17 protein-coding genes are annotated in these 20,212 nt (G+C 67.8%); all 17 read left to right on the top strand.

The genetic code is table 11. The annotated features are described in order from the left end of the window. The coding region (locus tag VF662_RS12065) for a nucleotide exchange factor GrpE (RefSeq protein WP_464141490.1) at positions 1-303 on the top strand (303 nt) is incomplete at its 5' end. Positions 304-346: 43 nt separating this feature from the next. Then, entirely contained in the window at positions 347-1,468 is a 1,122-nt protein-coding gene (locus tag VF662_RS12070) for an AI-2E family transporter (RefSeq protein WP_464141492.1), read from the top strand. A 328-nt stretch (positions 1,469-1,796) separates the two neighbouring features. Next, on the top strand, positions 1,797-2,516 hold the full coding sequence (locus VF662_RS12075; RefSeq protein ID WP_464141494.1) for a hypothetical protein: 720 nt from the start codon (positions 1,797-1,799) through the stop codon (positions 2,514-2,516). Positions 2,517-2,644: 128 nt separating this feature from the next. After that, positions 2,645-5,251 carry a phage tail sheath family protein gene (locus VF662_RS12080; protein WP_464141496.1) on the top strand — a complete coding sequence of 869 codons (2,607 nt, stop codon included), beginning with the start codon at positions 2,645-2,647 and terminating at the stop codon, positions 5,249-5,251. A gap of 32 nt (positions 5,252-5,283) precedes the next feature. Then, a complete protein-coding gene (locus VF662_RS12085) occupies positions 5,284-5,844 on the top strand; it encodes a phage tail protein (RefSeq protein WP_464141498.1) in 561 nt (186 codons plus the stop codon). Positions 5,845-5,847: 3 nt separating this feature from the next. Further along, positions 5,848-6,579 (top strand): hypothetical protein, encoded by a 732-nt coding sequence (locus VF662_RS12090; RefSeq protein WP_464141502.1) that lies wholly within the window; start codon positions 5,848-5,850, stop codon positions 6,577-6,579. 379 nt (positions 6,580-6,958) lie between these two features. Next, complete coding sequence (locus VF662_RS12095; protein WP_464141505.1) at positions 6,959-7,570, top strand: Pvc16 family protein; 612 nt, start codon at positions 6,959-6,961, stop codon at positions 7,568-7,570. Further along, positions 7,567-9,507, top strand: coding sequence for an ATP-binding protein (locus VF662_RS12100; RefSeq protein WP_464141507.1), 1,941 nt, complete (start codon positions 7,567-7,569; stop codon positions 9,505-9,507). The genes VF662_RS12095 and VF662_RS12100 overlap by 4 nt, the downstream gene beginning before the upstream one ends. Positions 9,508-9,577: 70 nt before the next feature. Next, positions 9,578-10,657, top strand: coding sequence for a hypothetical protein (locus VF662_RS12105; protein ID WP_464141510.1), 1,080 nt, complete (start codon positions 9,578-9,580; stop codon positions 10,655-10,657). A gap of 111 nt (positions 10,658-10,768) precedes the next feature. Then, on the top strand, positions 10,769-11,368 hold the full coding sequence (locus tag VF662_RS12110) for a hypothetical protein (RefSeq protein WP_464141513.1): 600 nt from the start codon (positions 10,769-10,771) through the stop codon (positions 11,366-11,368). 10 nt (positions 11,369-11,378) lie between these two features. Beyond that, positions 11,379-11,678: a LysM peptidoglycan-binding domain-containing protein gene (locus VF662_RS12115; RefSeq protein ID WP_464141516.1), complete on the top strand. Its 300-nt coding sequence runs from the start codon at positions 11,379-11,381 to the stop codon at positions 11,676-11,678. Next, positions 11,675-12,820, top strand: a complete 1,146-nt coding sequence (locus VF662_RS12120; protein ID WP_464141518.1) for a hypothetical protein — start codon at positions 11,675-11,677, stop codon at positions 12,818-12,820. The genes VF662_RS12115 and VF662_RS12120 overlap by 4 nt, the downstream gene beginning before the upstream one ends. Then, complete coding sequence (locus VF662_RS12125; RefSeq protein WP_464141522.1) at positions 12,817-13,683, top strand: phage baseplate assembly protein V; 867 nt, start codon at positions 12,817-12,819, stop codon at positions 13,681-13,683. The genes VF662_RS12120 and VF662_RS12125 overlap by 4 nt, the downstream gene beginning before the upstream one ends. Then, the gene (locus tag VF662_RS12130; protein ID WP_464141524.1) at positions 13,680-14,036 is read left to right on the top strand and encodes a GPW/gp25 family protein; all 357 of its coding nucleotides are present in this window, start codon (positions 13,680-13,682) and stop codon (positions 14,034-14,036) included. The genes VF662_RS12125 and VF662_RS12130 overlap by 4 nt, the downstream gene beginning before the upstream one ends. Then, positions 14,033-15,826: a baseplate J/gp47 family protein gene (locus VF662_RS12135; protein ID WP_464141526.1), complete on the top strand. Its 1,794-nt coding sequence runs from the start codon at positions 14,033-14,035 to the stop codon at positions 15,824-15,826. Before VF662_RS12130 ends, VF662_RS12135 begins: the two co-directional genes overlap by 4 nt. Next, positions 15,823-19,971 carry a hypothetical protein gene (locus tag VF662_RS12140; RefSeq protein WP_464141528.1) on the top strand — a complete coding sequence of 1,383 codons (4,149 nt, stop codon included), beginning with the start codon at positions 15,823-15,825 and terminating at the stop codon, positions 19,969-19,971. Before VF662_RS12135 ends, VF662_RS12140 begins: the two co-directional genes overlap by 4 nt. Continuing rightward, a partial coding sequence (locus VF662_RS12145) for a hypothetical protein (protein WP_464141530.1) occupies positions 19,968-20,212 on the top strand: 245 nt, incomplete at its 3' end. The genes VF662_RS12140 and VF662_RS12145, both read left to right, overlap by 4 nt.

The raw sequence follows: 20,212 nt of genomic DNA on the forward strand, positions 1-20,212 counted from the left end.
GACAATCTCGACCGGGCCTTGTCCTCCTTCCCCGAGGACCTGCGGCAGGACGAGCGGCTGAAGGCGCTGATCGCCGGCATCGAGGCGACTGGCCGCGAGCTGGAGTCGGTGTTCAGCCGCAACGGGATCACGAAGATCGAAGCGATGGGCCAGCCGCTCGATCCGAACCGGCACCAGGCGATGCTCGAGCTTCCGAGCGCCGAGGCAGAGCCGGGAACGATCGTCCAGGAGATGCAGCCCGGCTACATGATCAAGGACCGGCTGCTTCGCCCGGCGCTGGTCGGCGTCGCGAGGAAGGGCTGAGCCCCGCCGGGAACCATCGGGGCGGGCGGACGTCCCGCACCCGATGAGCTTTACCGAACAATCCGAACTGGTCGCGCGCGACGAAGCGCCGGGGCCGATGGGCCGCGACACGCTCGAGAAGCGCGTCTTCAGGGCAACCGCCGTGGTGCTTGCCACCGTCGCCGCGGCCTACGTGCTCTGGCTGCTGGTGGACCTCCTCCTGCTGCTCTTCGCCTGCGCGCTCGTGTCGCTGATCCTGCTCACGATCACCGACGCGATCAGGCGCCGCACGAGATTGCCGTTCGGGGTTTCGCTCGGGATCGCGGTGCTCGGCCTGCTGGCGCTGATCGGCGGTTCGATCTGGTTTTTCGGGGCGACGCTGCAGGGTGAGTTCGCCGAGCTCGCCTCCCGCCTGCCGTCGGCCTGGGCGAGCGTCCAGCAGCGCATGGCGGCCTCGCCCGTGGGAGCCGCGATCATGGAGCGCGCGCAGGGGCTCGCGCCGAGCGGCCAGACAGTCGTGACCGCCGCGACGACGGCGCTCGCCGCGGTCGGCGGAGCCCTATCGGGGCTTGCAATCGTGCTCATCGGCGGCCTCTACCTGGCAGCGCAGCCGACGCTTTACGGCGTAGGTCTGCTTCGACTGATCCCTACCGCCGCCCGAGGCCCCGCCGCCGAGACCCTCGACGCAATCTCCGTCTCGCTCCGCAACTGGCTTAAGGGGCAGGCGCTCGGGATGCTGTTCGTCGGCGTCGCTACGGGTCTGGGGCTATGGCTGGCCGGAGTGCCGGCCGCATGGGCGATCGGCCTTGTCGCCGGGCTTGCCGAGTTCGTGCCCTATCTCGGCATCCTGGTGGCCGGCATCCCGGCGATCGTCCTCGGCTTCGGCCAGGGCACCGACACCGGATTGTGGACGATCGGAGTGCTGATTGCCGTTCAGCAGATCCAGGGCAACCTCGTCATGCCGCTCCTCCAGAACCGCATGGTGGACCTTCCCCCGGCAGTCACGATCTTCGGCATCATCGCCGCCGGCATCCTTTTCGGCGTGCCGGGCGTCCTCCTGGCGACCCCACTCACCATCGTCGTGCTGGTGCTGGTGCGACGCCTTTACCTCCACGAGGACAAGGAAGAAGTGCTCGAAAGCGGCGACGAACCGTCCCCGCCGGTCCCGGTCCCCGCCGAGGAGTGACCTGCGAGACTCGGGGGCCAAAGAGCTTCGGACTGGCGCTGCCGGCGCATTCCAACCGCTCGAGCCCGACAACCCGCGCCGACGAAGCTTCCCGATCTGGGACGTTTTTCCAGAATCGGGTCTTCTAGCCGTCGCGGAAAAGGCCGTGACGAATATTGAGCAAGAATAGCGACTTAACATAGATAAAGCCGGTAAATCACGGTTTCGCCCCTCTTCAGTTGGGGTTCCTCATCAGCGCCTGAATGCGCATTGACTCCCCACAGTCTTCGGCAGAGCATTTATCTAAATCGGATGGTTCTGGTCCATCTATTCTGAAGGAGCCGTACAAATGGCAGAGACGAACGAAGCATCGACAAAGACACAGCAGTCCACGCTCTCGAAGCGGGGAGATCGCACCAAATCATCCATAACGGATATAAGACGGGATGATCTTGTTTCTGACGCTCTTCAAAAGGCAGTGGATGCCACGAAGGAGTTCCGAAAGGTTCCTGCTCTCCTGGAAGTGCAGGTCTCCGGAATACTGGACCGTCTTGCCGGGCCGCCGCTGGAGAGTGCCGAAGAAAAAGGCGGGCCACGCTACCCGCATATCGAACAGAGCATTGCGCAGCGAAATCTCGATATCGAGGATGCGCAGTTCGTCTATGATGGGGTGGAACTCACGCAGTTGACTGCTTTCGAGACCCAGCAGAAAGTCTGGTCAAGGGCGCTCAAGCAATATGAGTTCAATCTTGCGAGCGCCGAGGTCGCACTCCGATCCGCAGTCAAGGCCGCCGTCGATCATTATAGCGACCGGACCAACCCGGACTCGGAACGCCATAATGCGTTTCTCTACTACACGATGAGGAGCGCGGTCGCCTCGGCGCTCACCGATTATGAGACCGCTGTCGGTACTGCGGCCGGGACGCTGGCGGGCGCGGCGGGCGACATGTTGTCCACCTATGCGAGCTTTGCCTCCGCCATAGCGGCGGCGCGGAGTACCCTCCTTGCGGGCGAGGCGACCGCCGAGGTCACCTTCTGGGGCAGCGTCGAGCAAATCCGCGACGGCTGAGGCCCGGCCGGGGAGCCGGGCCGCCGGCTCGAGGATCGCCTGAGGCCGCAGCCTCCGGTTGAACACCACCACGACTAGCAATCACCTGCGTCGGCTCAGCCGAGGCGGAAGACAGACGAGGATTGTCCATGCCGGTTCACCTCACATATCCGGGTGTCTACATCGAAGAGCTCGCAAGCGGCGAGCGGATGATCACGCCCGTTGCAACCAGCATCGCCGCCTTTGTCGGCCGGGCGCCGATGGGGCCGGTCGACGAGCCGCTGATGATCTCCAGCTACGGCGACTTCACCCGCCGCTACGGCGGCCTGACGTTCGATTACCCGCTGAGCTACGCGGTCAAGGACTTCTTCGACAACGGCGGATCGGAGGCGCTGCTCGCGCGGCTGTTCGAACCAGTAGTCGGCGACGGCGCCGCCCGGCTCAACTTCGCAGGCGCGGAGCCGATGCTTCCGGAACATTGGCTGGTTTTTGCAGGCGCCGCCAAGGGAGCAGCCCAGATCCAGGTCTCGCCGCCCGACGACAAGTCGGAGGGCGAGCCCGATGTCGGCATGAAGCTCTACCTCAACGGCGACACCAGCCAGACCTATGTGGTGACGGGCTTCACCCCGGCGAATCCGGCCAAGAAGATCGCCGCCTCGGTGACGATTGCGCCGCCGCTGGCGCGGGCGTTCAGGAAGTGCACTCCGCTTGCCTTCGCGCACGGTCCGGCCCCCAGCGGCTGGAGCGTCGACTCCGTCTCCGGGAATGCCGTGACGCTCACCAAAGGCACCGGGCTGCCGGAGCTCGGCCAGCGTCTCGTCTTCGCGAAAGACCCCACCGTCTATACCATCATTGCTGAGCCGGTGGTGAAGGGCACCGATCCTGAGGCGCTGCAGGTCACCCTGACGGTGACGCCGAAGCCGGGGGTGGTGCTGGGCAGCGTCAGCATCAGCGATCCGGTCGCGCTGCCGATGCCGACCGACTGGGAGATCGAAAGCTTCGATCCGGGCACGGCCGTTTCGACCGGCACGCTGTCGCTGATCCAGGGTGTTGGCGAGGCCCGGCCCGGAGACCTCTTCTCGATCGGCGACGATCCGGACCTCTACGTCGTCACGGGCTTCAGGCCAGCCGACGCCAAGAACCCGGCCGCGAGCCTCACCTTCGCCAGCCTCACGGGGGATCCGGTCGATCCCGAGGCCTTCTGCCTCTGTTGCGCGCCCAGCTTTCAGCGGGTGCCGCCGCAGAACATGTCGATCAAGAGCGGAGGGAAATCGGGCTCGAACAGCTTCACGTACGGAACCGGACCTGCGTCCAGCGGCACGGTCGACATCGGCGACAGCTTCACCGTCGACGGTGACGCGACCGAATATGTCGTCCGTTACGTCGACGCGAACAACGTCGTCTATTTCCTTCCGGAGGCCAAGCTCGACTTCAAGCCGACGAGCGCTCTCACCTTCGCTCCGCCGCTGTCGCTGGTGGCGGCCAATCCCGGCAGGTGGGGCAATCGGCTGGTCGCGAAGGCGGACACGAAGGGGATTAACGACCTCACCGCCAAGCCGTTCAAGGAATATGGCCTCGAAGCCGCGGACCTCTTCAATCTGACGCTGACGCTGAACGATGCGCGGGGCCGTCCGATTTCGAGCGAGCGCTATCTCAACCTGTCCGTCAAGGCCGACGGCAAGGAGCCCTATCCGAACCGGATCGACCGGGTGCTGCACGCCCAATCGAACCTGGCGCGGGTCGACCGGCTTTCCGCCATTCCCCCGGGCGACGGCGGCGCCGCACAAGGGATCGGCGGGGACGACGGCGGCTATCTGAGCACCCCCACCTACCTCGGCGATGCAGGCAGGAAGACCGGCATCTACCTCCTCAACAAAGCCGACATCTTCAACCTGCTGTCGATCCCACCGGATCGGCGGATCTTCGCCGATGTGCCGGAGAGCGAACAGGATCTGGACCAAGTCGTCTGTCAGGCGGCGGCGCAGCTCTGCACCGACCGGAGGGCCTTCTACATCGTCGATCCGCCGGTCGCCTGGAAGAACAAGGCGGTCCAGGGACTGCTCTCGCAGATCGATCCGCAGGATGTCGGCATCTCCGGCGAGAACAGGGACGGGATGGAGGTTGCGCGGAACGCGGCCGTCTATTTCCCGCGCCTGTGGAAGGAAGACATCCTGATGAAATCGCAGCTGGCGTTGTTCGCGCCGTCGGGCGCCGTCGCCGGCGTGATGGCGGCGACCGATGTCGGCCGTGGCGTCTGGAAGGCGCCCGCAGGCGTGGACGCCGGCCTCGCCAACGTGCGCAAGCTCGAAGTCTCGCTTAACGACGACGAGCACGGCCAGCTGAACCCGATCGGGATCAACTGCCTGCGCACCTTCCCGATTATCGGGCCGGTGGTCTGGGGATCGCGTACCTTGCGCGGCGCTGATCAGTTCGAGGACGATTACAAATATGTGAGCGTCCGTCGCCTGACCCTGTTCATCGAGGAGACGCTGAAGCGAGGCACCGAATGGGCGGTGCACGAGCCGAACGATGAGGCCCTCTGGTCTTCGCTCCGGCTCAGCGTGAACACCTTCCTCGCGGGCCTGGCGCGGCAGGGCGCGCTCTACAGCTATCATGTGAAGTGCGACGGGGAGACCACGACGCAGGACATGATCGCGGCCGGGATCGTCAACATCGTCGTGAACATCGCTCCGGTCAAACCGGCCGAGTTCGTGGTTCTCCAGATCCAGCAGACCGCCGGAACCGCCGCCGCCTGAGCGCGCGCACTTAAAAGGACGGGAAACGTACCATGGCAAACACCGAATTTCCCAAGGCGACCTATCGCTACGATCCCTACCGCACGTTCAAGTTCCGACTGAAGTGGGACGGGAAATATGTGGCCGGGGTGTCGAAGGTCAGCGCGCTGACCCGAAGCACGCAGGTGATCACCCACCGCGCCGGCGGCGACCCGACGACGCCGCGGCGGATGCCCGGGCAGAGCGAATTCTCGGCCATCACGCTTGAGCGGGGCGTGACCCACGACCTCGCCTTCGAGCAATGGGCGAACAAGGTCTGGGATTACCACAATTCCACGATCGACGATCAGCAGGGCGGGTCCGGTAACCAGGACGTGTCGCTGAAGGACTTCCGCAAGGACGTGATCCTGGAAGTGTATAACGAAGCCGGCCAGAAGGTGATTGCGTACAATATCTATCGCTGCTGGCCGTCGGAATTCATCGCGCTCCCGGAACTGGATGCGAATGCAAATTCGGTGGCGATCGCGGTGCTGAAGCTGGAGAATGAGGGCTGGGAGCGCGACACTGCGGTCACCGAGCCCGAGGAGCCCAGCTTCCTGCTTCCGGCGAGCTAAGCCATGGCCTCGCTGGCGGCGGCGGACGTCGTGGGCATCTGGGAGGCGGGCAGCAACCGGCCCGCGTGGAACAAGGCGCTCGTCGCGCTTGCTCCGTCGTTTCCGGAAGCGGATCCGGCCGAGCTCGCCGCGCTCAGCATCGGAGAGCGCAATGCCCGGCTGCTGGCGCTGCGACAGGAAGTGATCGGGCCCGTTATCCAGGCGGTCGTGACCTGCCCAAAATGCGGCGAGCCGCTTGAATTCGAGCAGAGGATCGACGAGCTGCTGGACGGATATTCCTCGCCCGCGGAGCGTGAATTCGACATTGCGGCGGGGGATTACGGCGCCCGCTGCCGCTTGCTGGACAGCCAGGATCTTGCGCAGGCGGCGAAGTGTGGAGGCGAGGCTCCGGCCAGAGACAAGCTGGCCGAGCGAGCAATCCTGGAGGCGGCATATTGCGGCGCGCCCGCGGCCGCCGCCGAGCTTCCGGCGGAGGTGGTACGGCGGATCGCCGACGAGCTGGCGGATCGGGACCGGCTCGCGGAGCTTGCCATTCCGCTGGCCTGCGCGGCCTGCGAACATGTCTGGCCGGCCACCCTCGACATCACGGCTTTCCTGTGGGCGGAGCTCGAGCGCAAGGCCAAGCAGATCCTTGCCGACGTCGTCGCCATCGCCCAGGCCTATGGCTGGCGGGAGGCGGACATCCTGGCGATGAGCCCGTCGCGGCGGCAATATTATCTCGATTCCATCGGGTAGGGCGGATGGGTTTGTTCCGCCTGCTTGCAAGGCATTCGCTCGGCCACCGCAGCGAGATCCAGCCGCTGTCAGGCTCCCGCGCTTCCGCTGCTGCGGAGGCTTCCGACCCGTTCGGATTTTTGACCGCGGCACCCGCCCGCACGCGGTCGGAGCCTGCCGCAACGCCGGCTTCGGCCGGTTGCTCAGCGGGCAAGGCTCGCAAGCGCCGCAAACCGGCCGCCCGGCCGGACGAGAGCAAGCACGCATCAACCCCTCCCGATCCCTGCCCGCAACGCGCGAAGCCGGCCAAACGCAATCCGCCGCCGGCGCCGCGCCGCCGTTCCGCTCGTGCGCGCCCGTCGCTCGCGCTTGCCGACTATGTCGAACGGCAGCGGGAGCCATGAGCAACTATCTCAGCATCGCGGTGATCACCGCCGCGATCCACGAGATCGTCCAGGCCGCCACCCAGGAGGCGGTCGGAGGAGTGACGGTGCGGGTGGGGCCGCCGCGCACCTCGGCTCCCGGCGAACGGGAGGTGAGCCTCTACCTCTACCACCTCACGCCGAACGCGCAGCTGCGCAATCACGACCTGCCGATGCGCAACCGCGAGGGCGTGCTTGAAAGGCAGCCGCGGGTGGCGGTCGACCTTCATTATCTCATCGCCTTTTCCGGCGAGGACCGGCTCGAGACCGAGATGATGCTCGGGAAGGTCTGCACCATGCTGCATGCGGTTCCGGCATTGCTGCCGGACGATCTGCGGCGGATGGTGCGGCCGGGCGGCTCCTTTCCCTATCTCGCTAGGTCGAACCTCGCGGAGCAGCGCGAATGGGTGAAGCTCACTCCGGAATATCTGTCGCTGGAGGAGCTGACCAAGCTCTGGACGGTCTTCTTCCAGATCGCGCACCGGCCCTCGCTCCAATATGTCGCTTCGCCGGTTCTGCTCGATGCCGACGTGGCGCCGAGGGCGAGGCGGGCGCCGCCCGTCCAGCCGCCCGAGGAAGCCTGGCTGTGACGGTGCACGAGCCGCTTGGGCAGCCGGGCCTTGCCGCGGACCTGCACCGGATCGCCGACCTCCTCGATCGATCCGACGAACGTGCTGAGGCGCCTGGCGAGCCGCCCGTCCGAGGCACCGGGGATTTTCCCTGGTCGGACTTTCTTCGCGAGACCTTCGGACTCTCCCAATTCGAGAACGACATTCTGCTGATGTGCGCGGGGATCGAGCTCGACGCGGATTGCGCCGCTGCCGTGGCGCGCGTGCAGGGCGGCGCCCCACCGAGCTTCGGCCTCGCACTGGCCGTTCTGCCCGACGCGCATTGGAGCGCGCTGTTGCCGACGGCGCCGCTTCGCTTCTGGAGGCTGATCGAGGTGGCCGGGGGGCCGTCCCTCGTCGGCAGCGCGCTCAGGGTGGACGAGCGGATACTGCATCTGCTGACGGGTCTTCCCTATCTCGACGAGCGACTGCGCGGCATCGCGGAAATCGGAACGGCCGGCGGGGAGATCGTACCCTCTCAACGCCTCGCTGCAGAGCGAGTGGCGGCGATCTGGGCCGCCGGCACCGGCGAGGAACCCCGCCCCATCGTTCAATTGTGCGGCGCCGACTCCTCGGCCCGGCGTGACGTTGCGGCTCATGCGGCGGCAATTGCCGGCAGGGACCTACTGGAGGTCCGGGCACAGGATCTTCCCGAAACGCCGGAAGCCCTGGAGCTGGTGCAGCGGCTGCTCGACCGGGAAGCGCTGCTCGCGGGAATCGTACTGATGGTCACATGCGACGATCCGCCGGGCGCCGATCCCTCCCGAGACCGGCGGCTGGAGGGCTTCATCGACCGCGCTTTCGGCCCGGTCATCCTCTCGGCCGAAGCGCGGCGTCCGCAGGGCCGCCGCCCGATGGTGTCCTACGAGATCGGCAAGCCCGAGCTGGAGGAACAGATCTCGATCTGGAGCGACATGCTGGCCAAGGCCGGGGTCGGCGAGCATCCGGATCTGCAATCCCTGGCCTATCAGTTCGACCTCACCGCCTCCGGTATTCATTCGGCGGGAGCGGCGGCGCTGGCGGGGCTTTCCCGGGAGGGTCCGGACATCGGTTCTCACGATCTGGCGCAGGCCCTGTGGGACAGCTGCCGAGTCCAGGCCCGGACCCGTATCGAGGAGGTGATCGAGCGTATCGAGCCCTCGGTGGACCGCGACGCGCTTGTACTCCCGAAACGCGAGCGCGAAACGGTCGAGGCGATCCTCGACCAGGTGAAGTTCCGTCCGACGGTCTATGGCGAGTGGGGATTTGCCGCGCAGGGCGGGCGCGGGCTCGGCATCTCCGCGCTCTTCGCCGGCCCCAGCGGCACCGGGAAGACGCTTGCCGCCGAGATGCTGGCGACCGAGCTTGAGCTCGACCTCTACCGCGTCGATCTCAGCGCCGTCGTAAACAAATATATCGGCGAGACCGAAAAGAACCTGCGGCGCGTGTTCGATGCTGCCGAAGCGGGCGGGGCGATCCTGCTTTTCGACGAAGCCGATGCGCTGTTCGGCAAGCGCAGCGAGGTAAAGGACAGCCACGACCGCCACGCCAATATCGAGGTGAGCTACCTGTTGCAGCGCCTCGAGAGCTATCGCGGTCTCGCAATCCTCACGACCAACCTCAAGGACAGCATCGACCAGGCGTTCCTGCGGCGCCTGCGTTTCATCGTGCAGTTCCCCTTCCCGGATGCTCCGGCGCGGCAACGGATATGGGAGCGGGTGTTCCCGCCGCGCACGCCGCTCGAAGCTCTCGATTTCGAGCGGCTGGCGCAGCTCAACATCACTGGCGGCAGCATCCGCAACATCGCTCTGAACGCCGCCTTCTTCGCTGCGGCCCATAGCGGAGGAGTGACCATGCGCGACGTCCACGCCGCGGCTCTGATCGAATATGCCAAGCTCGAGCGAACGCTGACCGACACGGAGACGAGGGGATGGGAATGATCGGCTTGGCAGGAGGTGCCGGTTCGAACGTCCTGCGGGTGCGGGCGCTGATGGCTGAGAGAGCCCGGCCATGCTGACCCGGATCGCCCACACGACGGCACGCCGGCTCGGCAACGCCAGCGGGGCGGCAACGGCACGCGCAGTGCCGTCGGCGCAGGGTTCGGGCGGCGCCCGCGGATACCACGTCGGCTCCCTGGCCATCAACTCTCCGGCCCGCAGGACCAGCATCAACGCACCTCGCCGCCACGTCTATGAACAGCGGCGGCGCATCCATGTCGGCTTCCAAGGCAGCGGAGTGGAGCAATCGGCATCGTCCAGCGTCACTTCCACGGGAGCTGCCTATCAGGGGACGTCGCATCTCATCGGCGGACCGGGTGCCAGCCAGCACTCCTTCGTGGAGCGGTTCTTCGGCGGGGCGCTGCAGACCGACGAGGGGCAGAAGGAGCGGCTCGACGACGCGAAGCGCCACCTCGTGAAGGCTTACCGAGAAGGCGACGACCGGGTGCACATCAGCTCGCACAGCCGCGGCGCTGGAAACGCCCTGCTGCTGGCTCAGGAGCTGCACGAAAAGGGCCTCGTCTGCCCCGACAGCGGCGAGCAGGTGCGCCCGCCGGGTGTGCCCGTGCACAGCTTCACCGTGTTCGACAGCGTGCCGCACATGGGGGACGGAAGGATGAACGTCCGCGACGGAGAGGGCGGACAGGCGAACGTCGAATATGAAGATCCGCGCGCCTCACTCCCGGGGAATGTGCAGCACGCGCAGCACTATCTGGCAGGCGGAGACAAGCGTGCCCCGTTCCGCCAGGCGAACATGCCGCCGGCAAGCGCCGAAACGGCATCGAGCCACATCATCGTTCCCAACGCCACGCACAAGGATGTGGGCGGCAATCCGAAGGGAAATCCGGATGCGATCGGAGTGGTCGCTTCCGAGGCCGTCAGAAACCTCCACGGGGCTTTTCCCGAGGAATTCTCCGCCGCGCAGGTCCTGCCGGCGGAAGAGCACAACCGCAAGCTGGAGCGGCTTCAGGAGACCGAGCCGGCACCGGGGTTCATGGAGCGGATGCTCGGCTACTTCCTCCCGCACGAGCGCACGTTTCCCGATCATGCGAAGCCGATGGCGCGGCGGGGCGAAAAGGATAATCGGGAGTGACGTTGCTCTCCTTCAAGGCCGTGACGGCAGTCGGAAGCCGAAGCGATGCGCGGGTGGCGCGTGACCTCTAGAGCCCGCGGCCCCCGCACCCTGAAGGGCGCTTTCGTCTCTGTGGATGCAGCGAATCCCACGCCGAGCGTCGTCTCCTTCTACTACAATCCGGCATCGCTGCGCCGGACGCTTCAGCCGCAGCAGGTGGGGGGCGAGGAGGGCGACCGGTCGGAGGCCGTGCGGTTCACCGGCGCACCTGTCCAGACGATCACCGTCGAGATCGAGATCGACGTCACCGACCAGCTTCAGGACGGCGACCCGGCGGCGACGAAGCTGGGCGCTCTCCCGCAGCTCGCCGCCCTCGAACTCCTCGTCTATCCCTCGCTGAACCAGGTTAACCAGACCCAGGCGCAACTCGCCGGCGGGGTCATGGAGGTATCGCCGCTGACCGCGCCGCGAACCCTGTTCGTCTGGGGCGACAAGCGCGTCCTGCCGGTGAGGATCAACAGCTACGAGATTTCCGAGGAGCTATTCGACACGCGCCTGAACCCGATCTACGCGAAGGTCACCATCGCGATGCGCGTGCTCACCTATTCGGACCTCGACGGCGGCAATCGCGAATATTTCGAGTTCATGACCTACCAGCAGGGGCTGAACGCGCTGGCTGCACAGGCGCCGACCGCGCCGCGTGCCATCGGCGCCGATCCGGCAGCGATGTAGGGGGCTGGCGATGATCGACCGCACCAGCCGCTATCACTCGGTCCCGCAGGCGGAGCACGTCACGAGGGACGGGACCGTCATGTACCTCAAACGGAGGTTCCTGCCGCAGCCTGAGCCGGGGCCCAACGACCGCGCCGTCATCGTCGAAGACGGCGACCGGCTGGACAGGATTGCGGCGCGCCAGATGGGGGATCCGCTGCAATTCTGGCGCATCGCCGATGCAAACGCGGCAATGAACCCTCTGGACCTCCTCGGAGCTGGAGAATTGCTGCTCATCCCCGCGATCGGCTTCGGCGGGAATTCCCAATGACGGCGCCCGCTTCGATCAAGCTCGAGCTCTGGCTTGGGGAGATGATCCCGACGCCCGCGCCTGCCTGGGTTACCGAGAAGCTGCAAAGCGTCGAGATCACCTGCAACTCCGAATCCGCAAGCGCTTTCCAGCTTCGCTTCAATGCCGATCGAGCGCTCGGCCTCAGCGAGGATTTCGCACTGCTGGGCGGCGGTCTGCTCCAGCCCTGGAACCGGGTGCTGGTCGGCGTCCGTCTGGACGGCGGCTTCAAGATTCTGATCGACGGCTTCATCACCCATCAGGAGCTTGCGCACGACAAGCAGTTCTCAGCCTCGACGCTCACCGTCACGGGCGAGGACGTGAGCATCCTCATGGATCGGATCGAGCTGTCGCTCGAATATCCGCAGATGGGGGATTCGATCATCGCGGCGGCGGTGCTGGAGAAATATGCGATGATCGGGATCTTCGCGCATGTGAGTTCGACGCCCGCCGATCTCATCCCGATCGTGCTTCAGCGGACGCCGCAGCAGAACGCCACCGACCGCGCCTACCTGCACAGCCTGGCCGCCCCCTACGGCTACCGTTTCTACGTGAGGCCGGGGCCGGAGCCGCTCACCAACATCGCTTATTGGGGGCCTCCGCTCAACAGCGGCGGAGTTGCGTCGGCGCTGTCGATCGACCTCGGCCCTTCCACCAACGTCGAGAAGATCAGCTTCCAACTCGATTCCCTCGCACCGGTGCAGCTCTACGGAATGGTCCAGGACACGATCACCGAACTGGACCTGCCGCTTGCGACCTTCGAGACCACGCGTTCGCCGGCGCTTGCGACCAATCCCGCGTTCAACCCGATCGGGCTCCTCCAGCGCCGCAACCTCTTCACCGATCCCCGCTACGGATATGCCCAGGCTTTCGTCGATGCGCAGGCGCAGACCGACGTCTCGACCGATCAGGTGGTCACCGCCCGGGGCGAGCTCGACACGCTGCGCTACGGCGCGGTGCTCGATGCGCCGGGGCTGGTCGACGTCCGCGGGGCGGGGCGAAGCTATGACGGGCGCTACCGCGTCTCCACCGTCACGCATTCGCTCTCCCGCGGCAGCTACAAGCAGGCCTTCACGCTCGCTCGCGAAGGCACCGGAAGCACGATCTCGAGGGTTGCGGCATGAGCTCGACCGCGAGGATCCACACCGCTCCCGCGCGGCAGTTCGTCGGCAAGTATCGCGGCAAGGTGATCGACAATCTCGATGAGCTTTTCCAGGGCCGGATCAAGGCCTTCGTGCCGGCCGTGCCCGGGTCGCTGGAAAACTGGGCGCTCCCCTGCACGCCCTATGCGGGCAGGAACGTCGGCTTCTACGCCATCCCTCCGATCGGCGCGAACGTCTGGATTGAGTTCGAAGGCGGAGACCCGAACTATCCGATCTGGGCCGGCTGCTTCTGGGGTCCGCTCGACATCCTTCACGTGCCGGAGCCGCCGCTTCCCGAAGTGAAGGTGTTCAAGACCGAGAACATCACGATGGTGCTGAACGATCTGCCGGAGATCGGCGGCTTCAGTCTCAAATGCATGCCGACCGCCGTTGCGATCCCGCTGACGATGACGTTCGATTCGACCGGGATCACCATCCTCTGCCCGGAATCGACGATCAAGATGACGCCGGGAAGCATCACGCTCTCCATTCCGGAGGCGGAGCTCAACATGGTGCCCGCGAACATCACCGCGACCGTGCCCGAATCCCTGATCAGCATCGCGCCCGCTGCGATCACCATGACTGTGCCGGAATCGGTGGTCAGCATGACCGGGGAAAGCATCGAGATTGCCTGCCCGACCTCCTCGATCTCGCTCGTGCCGGAAGCGATGGCGATCACCGCGGACGCGCTGGCCGTGGTGGCGGAGGCGAACATCACCGGCGCGATCGCGGTGGAGGGGGCGATCGACGTGGTCGGTGCGGTCGCCATCGAGGGCGCGGTGGATATCGTCGGCGGCCTCGCCATCGAGGGCGGCGGAACGATCGACGGCGCGCCGATCCTGTGAACGGCCACGCCGCCTTTCCCTATTCGATCGGCGCCAACGGCCAGACCGCCCGTGTATCGACCCCGGATTATGTCGAGCAGCTGCTGGAGCAGATCGTCTTCGTCGAGCCTGGAGAACGCGTCAATCGCCCCGATTTCGGCTGCTCGCTTCGCAGTCTTACCTTCACGAACGGGAAGGGTGAGATCACCACTGCGGTGGAGGCGCTGGTGCAAAGCGCGCTTCGGCAATGGGTGGATCCGTCGATCCACGTCCGGAGCGTCGACGTCCATTCGAGCGACGGCACGGTGCGCGTGACGATCAGCTACATGGATGCAAGGTCGCAGCAGGCGCACAAGGCGAGGCTGGTCTGGTGACGGAGGCCGCACGCCTCCTCGCGCCCGCCGATGCCGAAGCCGAAGACCTGCATTATCTTGCGAAGGATTATTCCAGTTTTCGCCGGCTGATGCTGGACCATCTGGCAGTGAAGCTGGGCCGCGACCTCGCCGAGGACGTGCCGAGCCAGGATCTCGCGATGGTGGAGGCGCTGGCCTACGCCGCCGATCAGCTCAGCTACTATCAGGACGCGGTTGCGACCGAGGCCTATCTGGCGACTGCCCGTCGGCGCGTCTCCGTGGCCCGGCACGCGCGGCTGCTCGGCTACCGGCTTGGCGAGGGGTGCAACGCGCGGGTGTGGGTGCAGCTTCATACGGCGGCCGAGAGGGTTCGGGTGCCGCGCGGGACGGCGGTGGCGACCGGCGCAACGGTGGAAGAGGGGACCCCCGGCCATTGTCACACGGGCGATCACGACGACCTGTTCGAGACCATGCATGCGGCGATGCTGACCCGTGGCCACAACCGGATCCGGCTGGCGCAGCACAGGCTTCAGGCAGGCGACCTGTCGGCCGAGCTCGAAGGGGTGCTGCCGCGATTGGCGGTGGGCATGGTGCTGATCCTGCGGCACGAGCAGGAGGCATGGTGTCATCCGGTTAGGCTGACGCGGGTGGAACAGGGGGCTCGCTCCACCCGCGTTTCGTGGCACGAAGGCGATGAAGTCCCCGCAGGTGCGCCTTCGTCCGGTCCCTGGGCAGCGCTCGGCAACATCGTGCTCGCCGACCAGGGCCGCACGGTCGAGCAGTTCGTCCCCGACGGAGCGGTGCCGGGCGGCAATGTCTCCATCCAAGGCGCGCAACTCGCTTATGCGGCGCCCTACCGCCACGAACAGGCGATCCGCTGCTCGGCGGCGGCAGCGCTTGTGCAGCGCCCGGATGAGGCCGAACCCGCCGTCGAACTGCATGAGACGCTCGATCCGCCGCTCGGGAGACATGCTCGCACGCGCTTGCCGTGGCTCGGGGCTCGAGACCTCATCCACGCCGGTCCCGAGGACCGGCGCTTCGCGGTCGAGCACGAGCATGGCGGCCGGATCCGGCTGCGCTTCGGCGACGGCGTCAATGGCCGCCGTCCAGGCTCCGACTGGCGCTACCGGCTGCGGTACCGGATCGGCGGAGGCGCGCGGGGCAATGTCGGCCCGGGCACGGTCGTCCGAATGGCGAACCCCAACGAGCGCATCATCGCCGTCCGCAATCCGATGGCAGCCGCCGGAGGTGCGGATCCGGAGACGATCGAGCACGCCCGGGCGGCGGCCGTGGTGGGAAGCGGGGAGGGCTGCCGCTGCGTTACCGAAGCAGACTATGCCGCTGCTGCTCTCCGGGTGCCGGGGGTCGGAGCCGCTTTCGCCCGGCGGGGAAGGGACGGGGAGATGGACGGCGTCACGATATTCGTGGCGCGGCAGGACGGGCGGCCGGTGCGGCACGGCTTCGTGGAGCGAGTGCAGGCGCATCTGGCCCCGCTCCGTCTGATCGGGGACGAGCTGGAGGTCCGCGGGGCCTCCTACGTGGCCCCCGACATCGAGATGGAGCTTCATATTCCGGACACGCACCTTCGCCGGCGGGTCGCGGATGCGGTGCGGGCAAGCCTCGCCCGGGATATCCGGCTGGGTCTTGGCGAACGCCTGGTGCCGGCGCGCCTGATCGAGACGGCTCAGTCCGTACCCGGCGTCGCACAAGCGCGCCTCATCCGGTTCGGCGGGACGACCGAACCCGCGCAGCATGAAATCGTCAGGATCGACCCCGACCGGGTGACGCTCGTCCACCGGGCCGACGGGTGAGACGGGGACGCGGCCCCGCTGCCCTGGCCTATCGGGCGGGGACCTATCGCAGCTTCCTGTCGGGGATGATCCGCTCGGTGAGGCGCGACCCGCGGCTTCAGGGGTTCAACGCCGAGGCCCCGGGGGATTTCACGACCGCGCTGATGGGTGCGTGGGCGCGCGTCTGCGACATCCTCACTTTCTATCAGGAGCGGATCGCCAACGAAGGATATCTGGGGACGGCCGAAGAGCCCCTGTCGGTGCTGCATCTGGCCGGTGCGGTGGGCGCGCGCAGGCGCCCCGCCACTTCGGCGCGGACTCATCTGGCCTTTCAGCTGATGGGCGCGGCCGGGAGGCCCGATCGGCTGATGATCGATCGCTCGAACCCGATCGCGGTGCAGAACGCGCCCGAGCCTGGCGCGCCTCCCGTGATCTTCGAATGCAGCGATGAGGTGGAGCTGCGGTCGGCCTGGAACGCCATTCCCGCGGCGGTTGCTTCGAGGCCGCACAAGCCGCTTCTGTGGCCCGGCTGCCGAAGCCTGCTCCTGTCCGGGACGGACACCGGCGCGAAGGCGGGTGCCGGCCTGCTGCTCCGCGCGGCGGGCGGTTCCAGCTGGTTCGTCGTCATAGACGCGGTGCAGATCGATCGAAGGCGGGGCTGCACCCTCGTCACCTGGCGCGACGGAATTCCCTCCTCCCCGGGGCAATGGCCTCGGCCGGTGGAAGGAGCCACGCTTTTCACGCGCTCGGCCGGTCTGTTCGGGCGCAGCGCGGCGGCCTGGAGCGACGTCCCGGCGGCGACGAAAGAAGCGCTCGGCGTTCGCGCCGGCGGGATCCTTCGTCTCAAGTCGCGGGCAGATTGGCGGAGCGCGGCCGCGGCCGCTCCGCCCGGCAAAGTGCGGGTCCTTCTGCCCGGCGAAGGCGTTCTCCTCGCCGGGACCGACAGGGGGTTGTTCGGCTCCTCCGACGGAGGGGATTGGAGCGCCCTTCCGCTGCCGCCGGGCCGGCACGACGTCCATTCGCTGCTGCGGGGCGAAGACGGCAGGCTCTATGCCGGGACCGGCAGCGGATCGGTGCTCGCCTCCGCCGACGGCGGCGATAGCTGGACTGCGCTGCCGCAGGGGGTCCGGCTGCCCCGCACCCCCCCGCCCGGCCGCCATCTGCTCGAATCCCTCCACCTCATCCGGAAGCACCCCGTGTGGCTCGGTCAATGGCCGCTGACGACGCCGATCAGGGCGCTCGTCCTTGCCGCGGGCGGCGACGACGGATCGCCCTGCCTTTACGCCGGGACCGACAAGGGCGTCTTCGTGATGCCCTCGAACGGGCTCTGGTGGCGCCCGTTCAACGGCGGCGACTTCCCCGGCGAGAGCGAGGAAAGCGGCACCGCCGCGGTAACCGTCACGTCCATGGTCGAGCTCGACGGCCGCCTCGCCGCGGTGACCGACCAGGGGCTGTTCGCAACGGGGCTGAACAGCTCCGACTGGAAGCGGCTGCATCCGCCCCTGCCGCTTGGTGCGGCCGTCACCTGCGCGGCCCGCGACCGGGAGGGCAGCCGGATCTTCCTCGGAACCACTGCAGGTGTGTTCGTCGGCTCGGACGGAATGCGGCGCTGGGAGCCGTTCCGCTCCGCCGCGGGACCGCCCGTCGCGCCGGTAAGCTCGATCGCGGCCTTCGGGGACGTCATCGCCGCGGCCACTCCGGCCGGCGTGCATGTCAGCCCCGCCGGCGCTCCGGACTGGCGGCTTGCGGACCTGCAGGACCTCCTCCTGTTCGAGACCGGCGCCCACCTCATCGATCCGGCCGCCGCCGATCCGGTGGGGCAGGAGCTTCGGGAGCGGTTCCTGCGCTTCGGGATCGATCTCGACGAGCGGCTTCGGGCGGAGTTGCTGCCGGAGTCCGGACCCGGCCCGGTCTGGGAGGTGCGCGAGCTGTCGAGCGGCGGGGCGGGGCGGGTGTTCCGGCTGCGCCCCGGCGCGACCCTCGAGGTCAGCCAGCTGGTATGGGCCGCCGCCGGACCGCCGGCATCGCTGTGGGCAAGCCGGGAGGCGCTGTTCGGCGTCTTCCCGCCCGGCCCGGTGCTCAACACCGAATGGCCCGATTTCACCAATTCCGGCTCGGAGCTCGTCCTCGATCGCACGCTCGACCGCATCGCGCCGGGCAGCGCGCTGGTCGTGCAGCCGAACGGGGACAGGACCAGCGCCGATCCTCCCGTCTACCGGCTCAGCGACGGCGACATCCTGCTTCGAAGAGGGTTCGGAAAGCAGGCCACCGTCACCCGGCTGGTCGTGGATCCGGAGCCGCGGCTCCCGTCCTTCGATCCGCGCACGGCCGTCGTCCATGCGGGCGAGTGCCCGGCGGCGGCGTTCACCGGCAACGCGATCGATTTTTCGCCGGTGGCAGGCGCCGCGCTCCGCCTGTCCGGAAGCCATGGCGGCCTCTTGCCGGGACGATGGCTGCAGGTGTCGGGCCCTCGCGCCGCCGCTGTGATCCTCGAGCCTCGGGACGGTTCCGGGGCCGCGGGCGTGGTCGGGCATGCTCCCGGCGCAGCGCCTTTCCTCGACCAGAACCTGCTTCCCCCCGGCCTCAAGGAGGCACTGGCGAACGGCGGCCCTCCGCTCTCGCCCGACTGGACGGTGACGGTGGTCGAGCCCGGCGCGGCCTGGCTGGTCCGCGACCGCGATCAGGCCTGGCAGATCGATCGCATGTCGGACGAGGCCGCCGCGCCGGTGCGCGTGACCGCGGTTCCGATCTGGGAGGTCGTCGCCTGCCCGGCGCCCGGCGGCGCCCGGCACTGGATCTTTGCCGCGGGGGACGCCCGCCGCCGCGTGGCGGCCGATGATGCCGCCATCGTCACGGATCCGCTCGGCCCGGGCGCCGCCGCCAGGGTCCGGATCCTCTGGCAGGCGGCCCGCTCGGACCAGAAACCGGTGACCGAGGTCGCCCGGATCGCCAACGTCGCCGAGGAAGCGGGCACCACGGCCGTCACGTTCGACGCTCCGCTCACCGCCCTTTACGACTCCGCCGCCTGCCGCGTCTGCGCGAACCTCGCGCTTGCGACCCACGGTCAGAGCGTTGTCGGCGAGGTGCTGGGGAGCGGCTCGAGCGCGCGCGCATCCCAGCATTTCCGGCTGAGCCGCGGGCCGCTGACCTACCTCGCCCGCCCCGGCGGCGGCGATGCGGAACCGGTCATCGAGGTGGAGGTGGACGGCAGCGCCAACAAGGGGATCCGGTTCGGCTCCGTCGGTGCGCCCGCCGCCGCATCGGGCACGCGCTGGAAGGAAAGGCGGTTTGAAGCCCCCGCCCGCGCCGCGAGGCGAGTCTATGCCCTGTCCGCCGATGAGACCGGCGCCGCGATCCTGAGCTTCGGCGACGGCGCCGGCGGCGCGCGCCTGCCGACCGGCAGCGAGAACGTGACCGCAAGCTACCGCGCCGGAGCGGGCAGCTGCGGCAACGTTCCGGCCGGAAGCCTGATCGCGCTCCGGAAGAACCTCCCCGGCATCCGCGCCGTCACCAACCCCGTTGCCGCAGCCGACGGCTCCGATGCGGAAACGATCGAGGCCCTCAGGGAACGGGCGCCGCGCCGCCTGCGCCGCTTCGATCGCCTCGTCACCGCCGAGGATTACCGCGCTGCTGCGACGGAGACGCCGGGAGTGAAAGCGGCGCTGGTCGAGGTGGTGGAGGCGGCTCCGGGGAGGCGGGTCATCTGCGTCACCTGCGCCGCGAACGCGTCGGCTTCCGCGGAGGAATCGACGTCGATCCGGAGCGCGGTCTTCGATGCGCTCAAGGCGCGGCGGGCAGGGCAGCTGGAGCTTCACGTCCTGCCGGCGGAATGGGCGACGTTCGACGTTCGGCTGGCGATCGAGCCGCTCGCCGGCGCCGACCCGGTCGCGGCCGAAAGGGCGGTGTTCGCGGCCTTGTTCAGGGCGTTCGGAAGCGATCGCGATGCGATCGGGAAGGATGTGCGTCCGGAGGATCTGGTCGAGATTGCCGGGCAGGTGCAGCCGGTCGCCGTCGCCTCGGTCCTCGCGCTCCATCGGCGCGGCGAAGCGGATGGGGGCATGGACCGTCTGGTCGCGAGGCGGGCCCGGCCCGATGTCCGGGGCGGCCGGCTGCACGGGGCCGAGCTGCTCGTGATCGGCGGCATCGAAATCGAAGTGCGGCAGTGACCGGCAAGCCGCTCGTCTACCGCCTGCTCCCGGAACTCTACCGGCGGCGCGACCGGGCCAACGGGCTGCAGCTGGAGGCGCTCACCGCGGCGCTGGAAGAGGCGCGCTCCGTTGTGGAGCGGGATATTGCCGGCCTCTACCGCAACTGGTTCGTCGAGACCTGCGACCCAGCGATGCTGCCGTATCTAGCGGACCTCGTGGGCGCGGGCGATCTTCCGGAAGGCCTCGCGAACCCGCGCGC

This window comes from Allosphingosinicella sp. (assembly GCF_036387215.1).
In the GTDB taxonomy this organism is placed as follows: Bacteria; Pseudomonadota; Alphaproteobacteria; order Sphingomonadales; family Sphingomonadaceae; genus Allosphingosinicella.

Excerpts from the sequence above, each read along its gene's own strand:
- VF662_RS12070 (WP_464141492.1), top strand. The coding sequence starts at position 347 with ATGAGCTTTACCGAACAATCCGAACTGGTCGCGCGCGACGAAGCGCCG.
- VF662_RS12075 (WP_464141494.1), top strand. The coding sequence starts at position 1,797 with ATGGCAGAGACGAACGAAGCATCGACAAAGACACAGCAGTCCACGCTC.
- VF662_RS12080 (WP_464141496.1), top strand. The coding sequence starts at position 2,645 with ATGCCGGTTCACCTCACATATCCGGGTGTCTACATCGAAGAGCTCGCA.
- VF662_RS12085 (WP_464141498.1), top strand. The coding sequence starts at position 5,284 with ATGGCAAACACCGAATTTCCCAAGGCGACCTATCGCTACGATCCCTAC.
- VF662_RS12090 (WP_464141502.1), top strand. The coding sequence starts at position 5,848 with ATGGCCTCGCTGGCGGCGGCGGACGTCGTGGGCATCTGGGAGGCGGGC.
- VF662_RS12095 (WP_464141505.1), top strand. The coding sequence starts at position 6,959 with ATGAGCAACTATCTCAGCATCGCGGTGATCACCGCCGCGATCCACGAG.
- VF662_RS12105 (WP_464141510.1), top strand. The coding sequence starts at position 9,578 with ATGCTGACCCGGATCGCCCACACGACGGCACGCCGGCTCGGCAACGCC.
- VF662_RS12115 (WP_464141516.1), top strand. The coding sequence starts at position 11,379 with ATGATCGACCGCACCAGCCGCTATCACTCGGTCCCGCAGGCGGAGCAC.
- VF662_RS12120 (WP_464141518.1), top strand. The coding sequence starts at position 11,675 with ATGACGGCGCCCGCTTCGATCAAGCTCGAGCTCTGGCTTGGGGAGATG.
- VF662_RS12125 (WP_464141522.1), top strand. The coding sequence starts at position 12,817 with ATGAGCTCGACCGCGAGGATCCACACCGCTCCCGCGCGGCAGTTCGTC.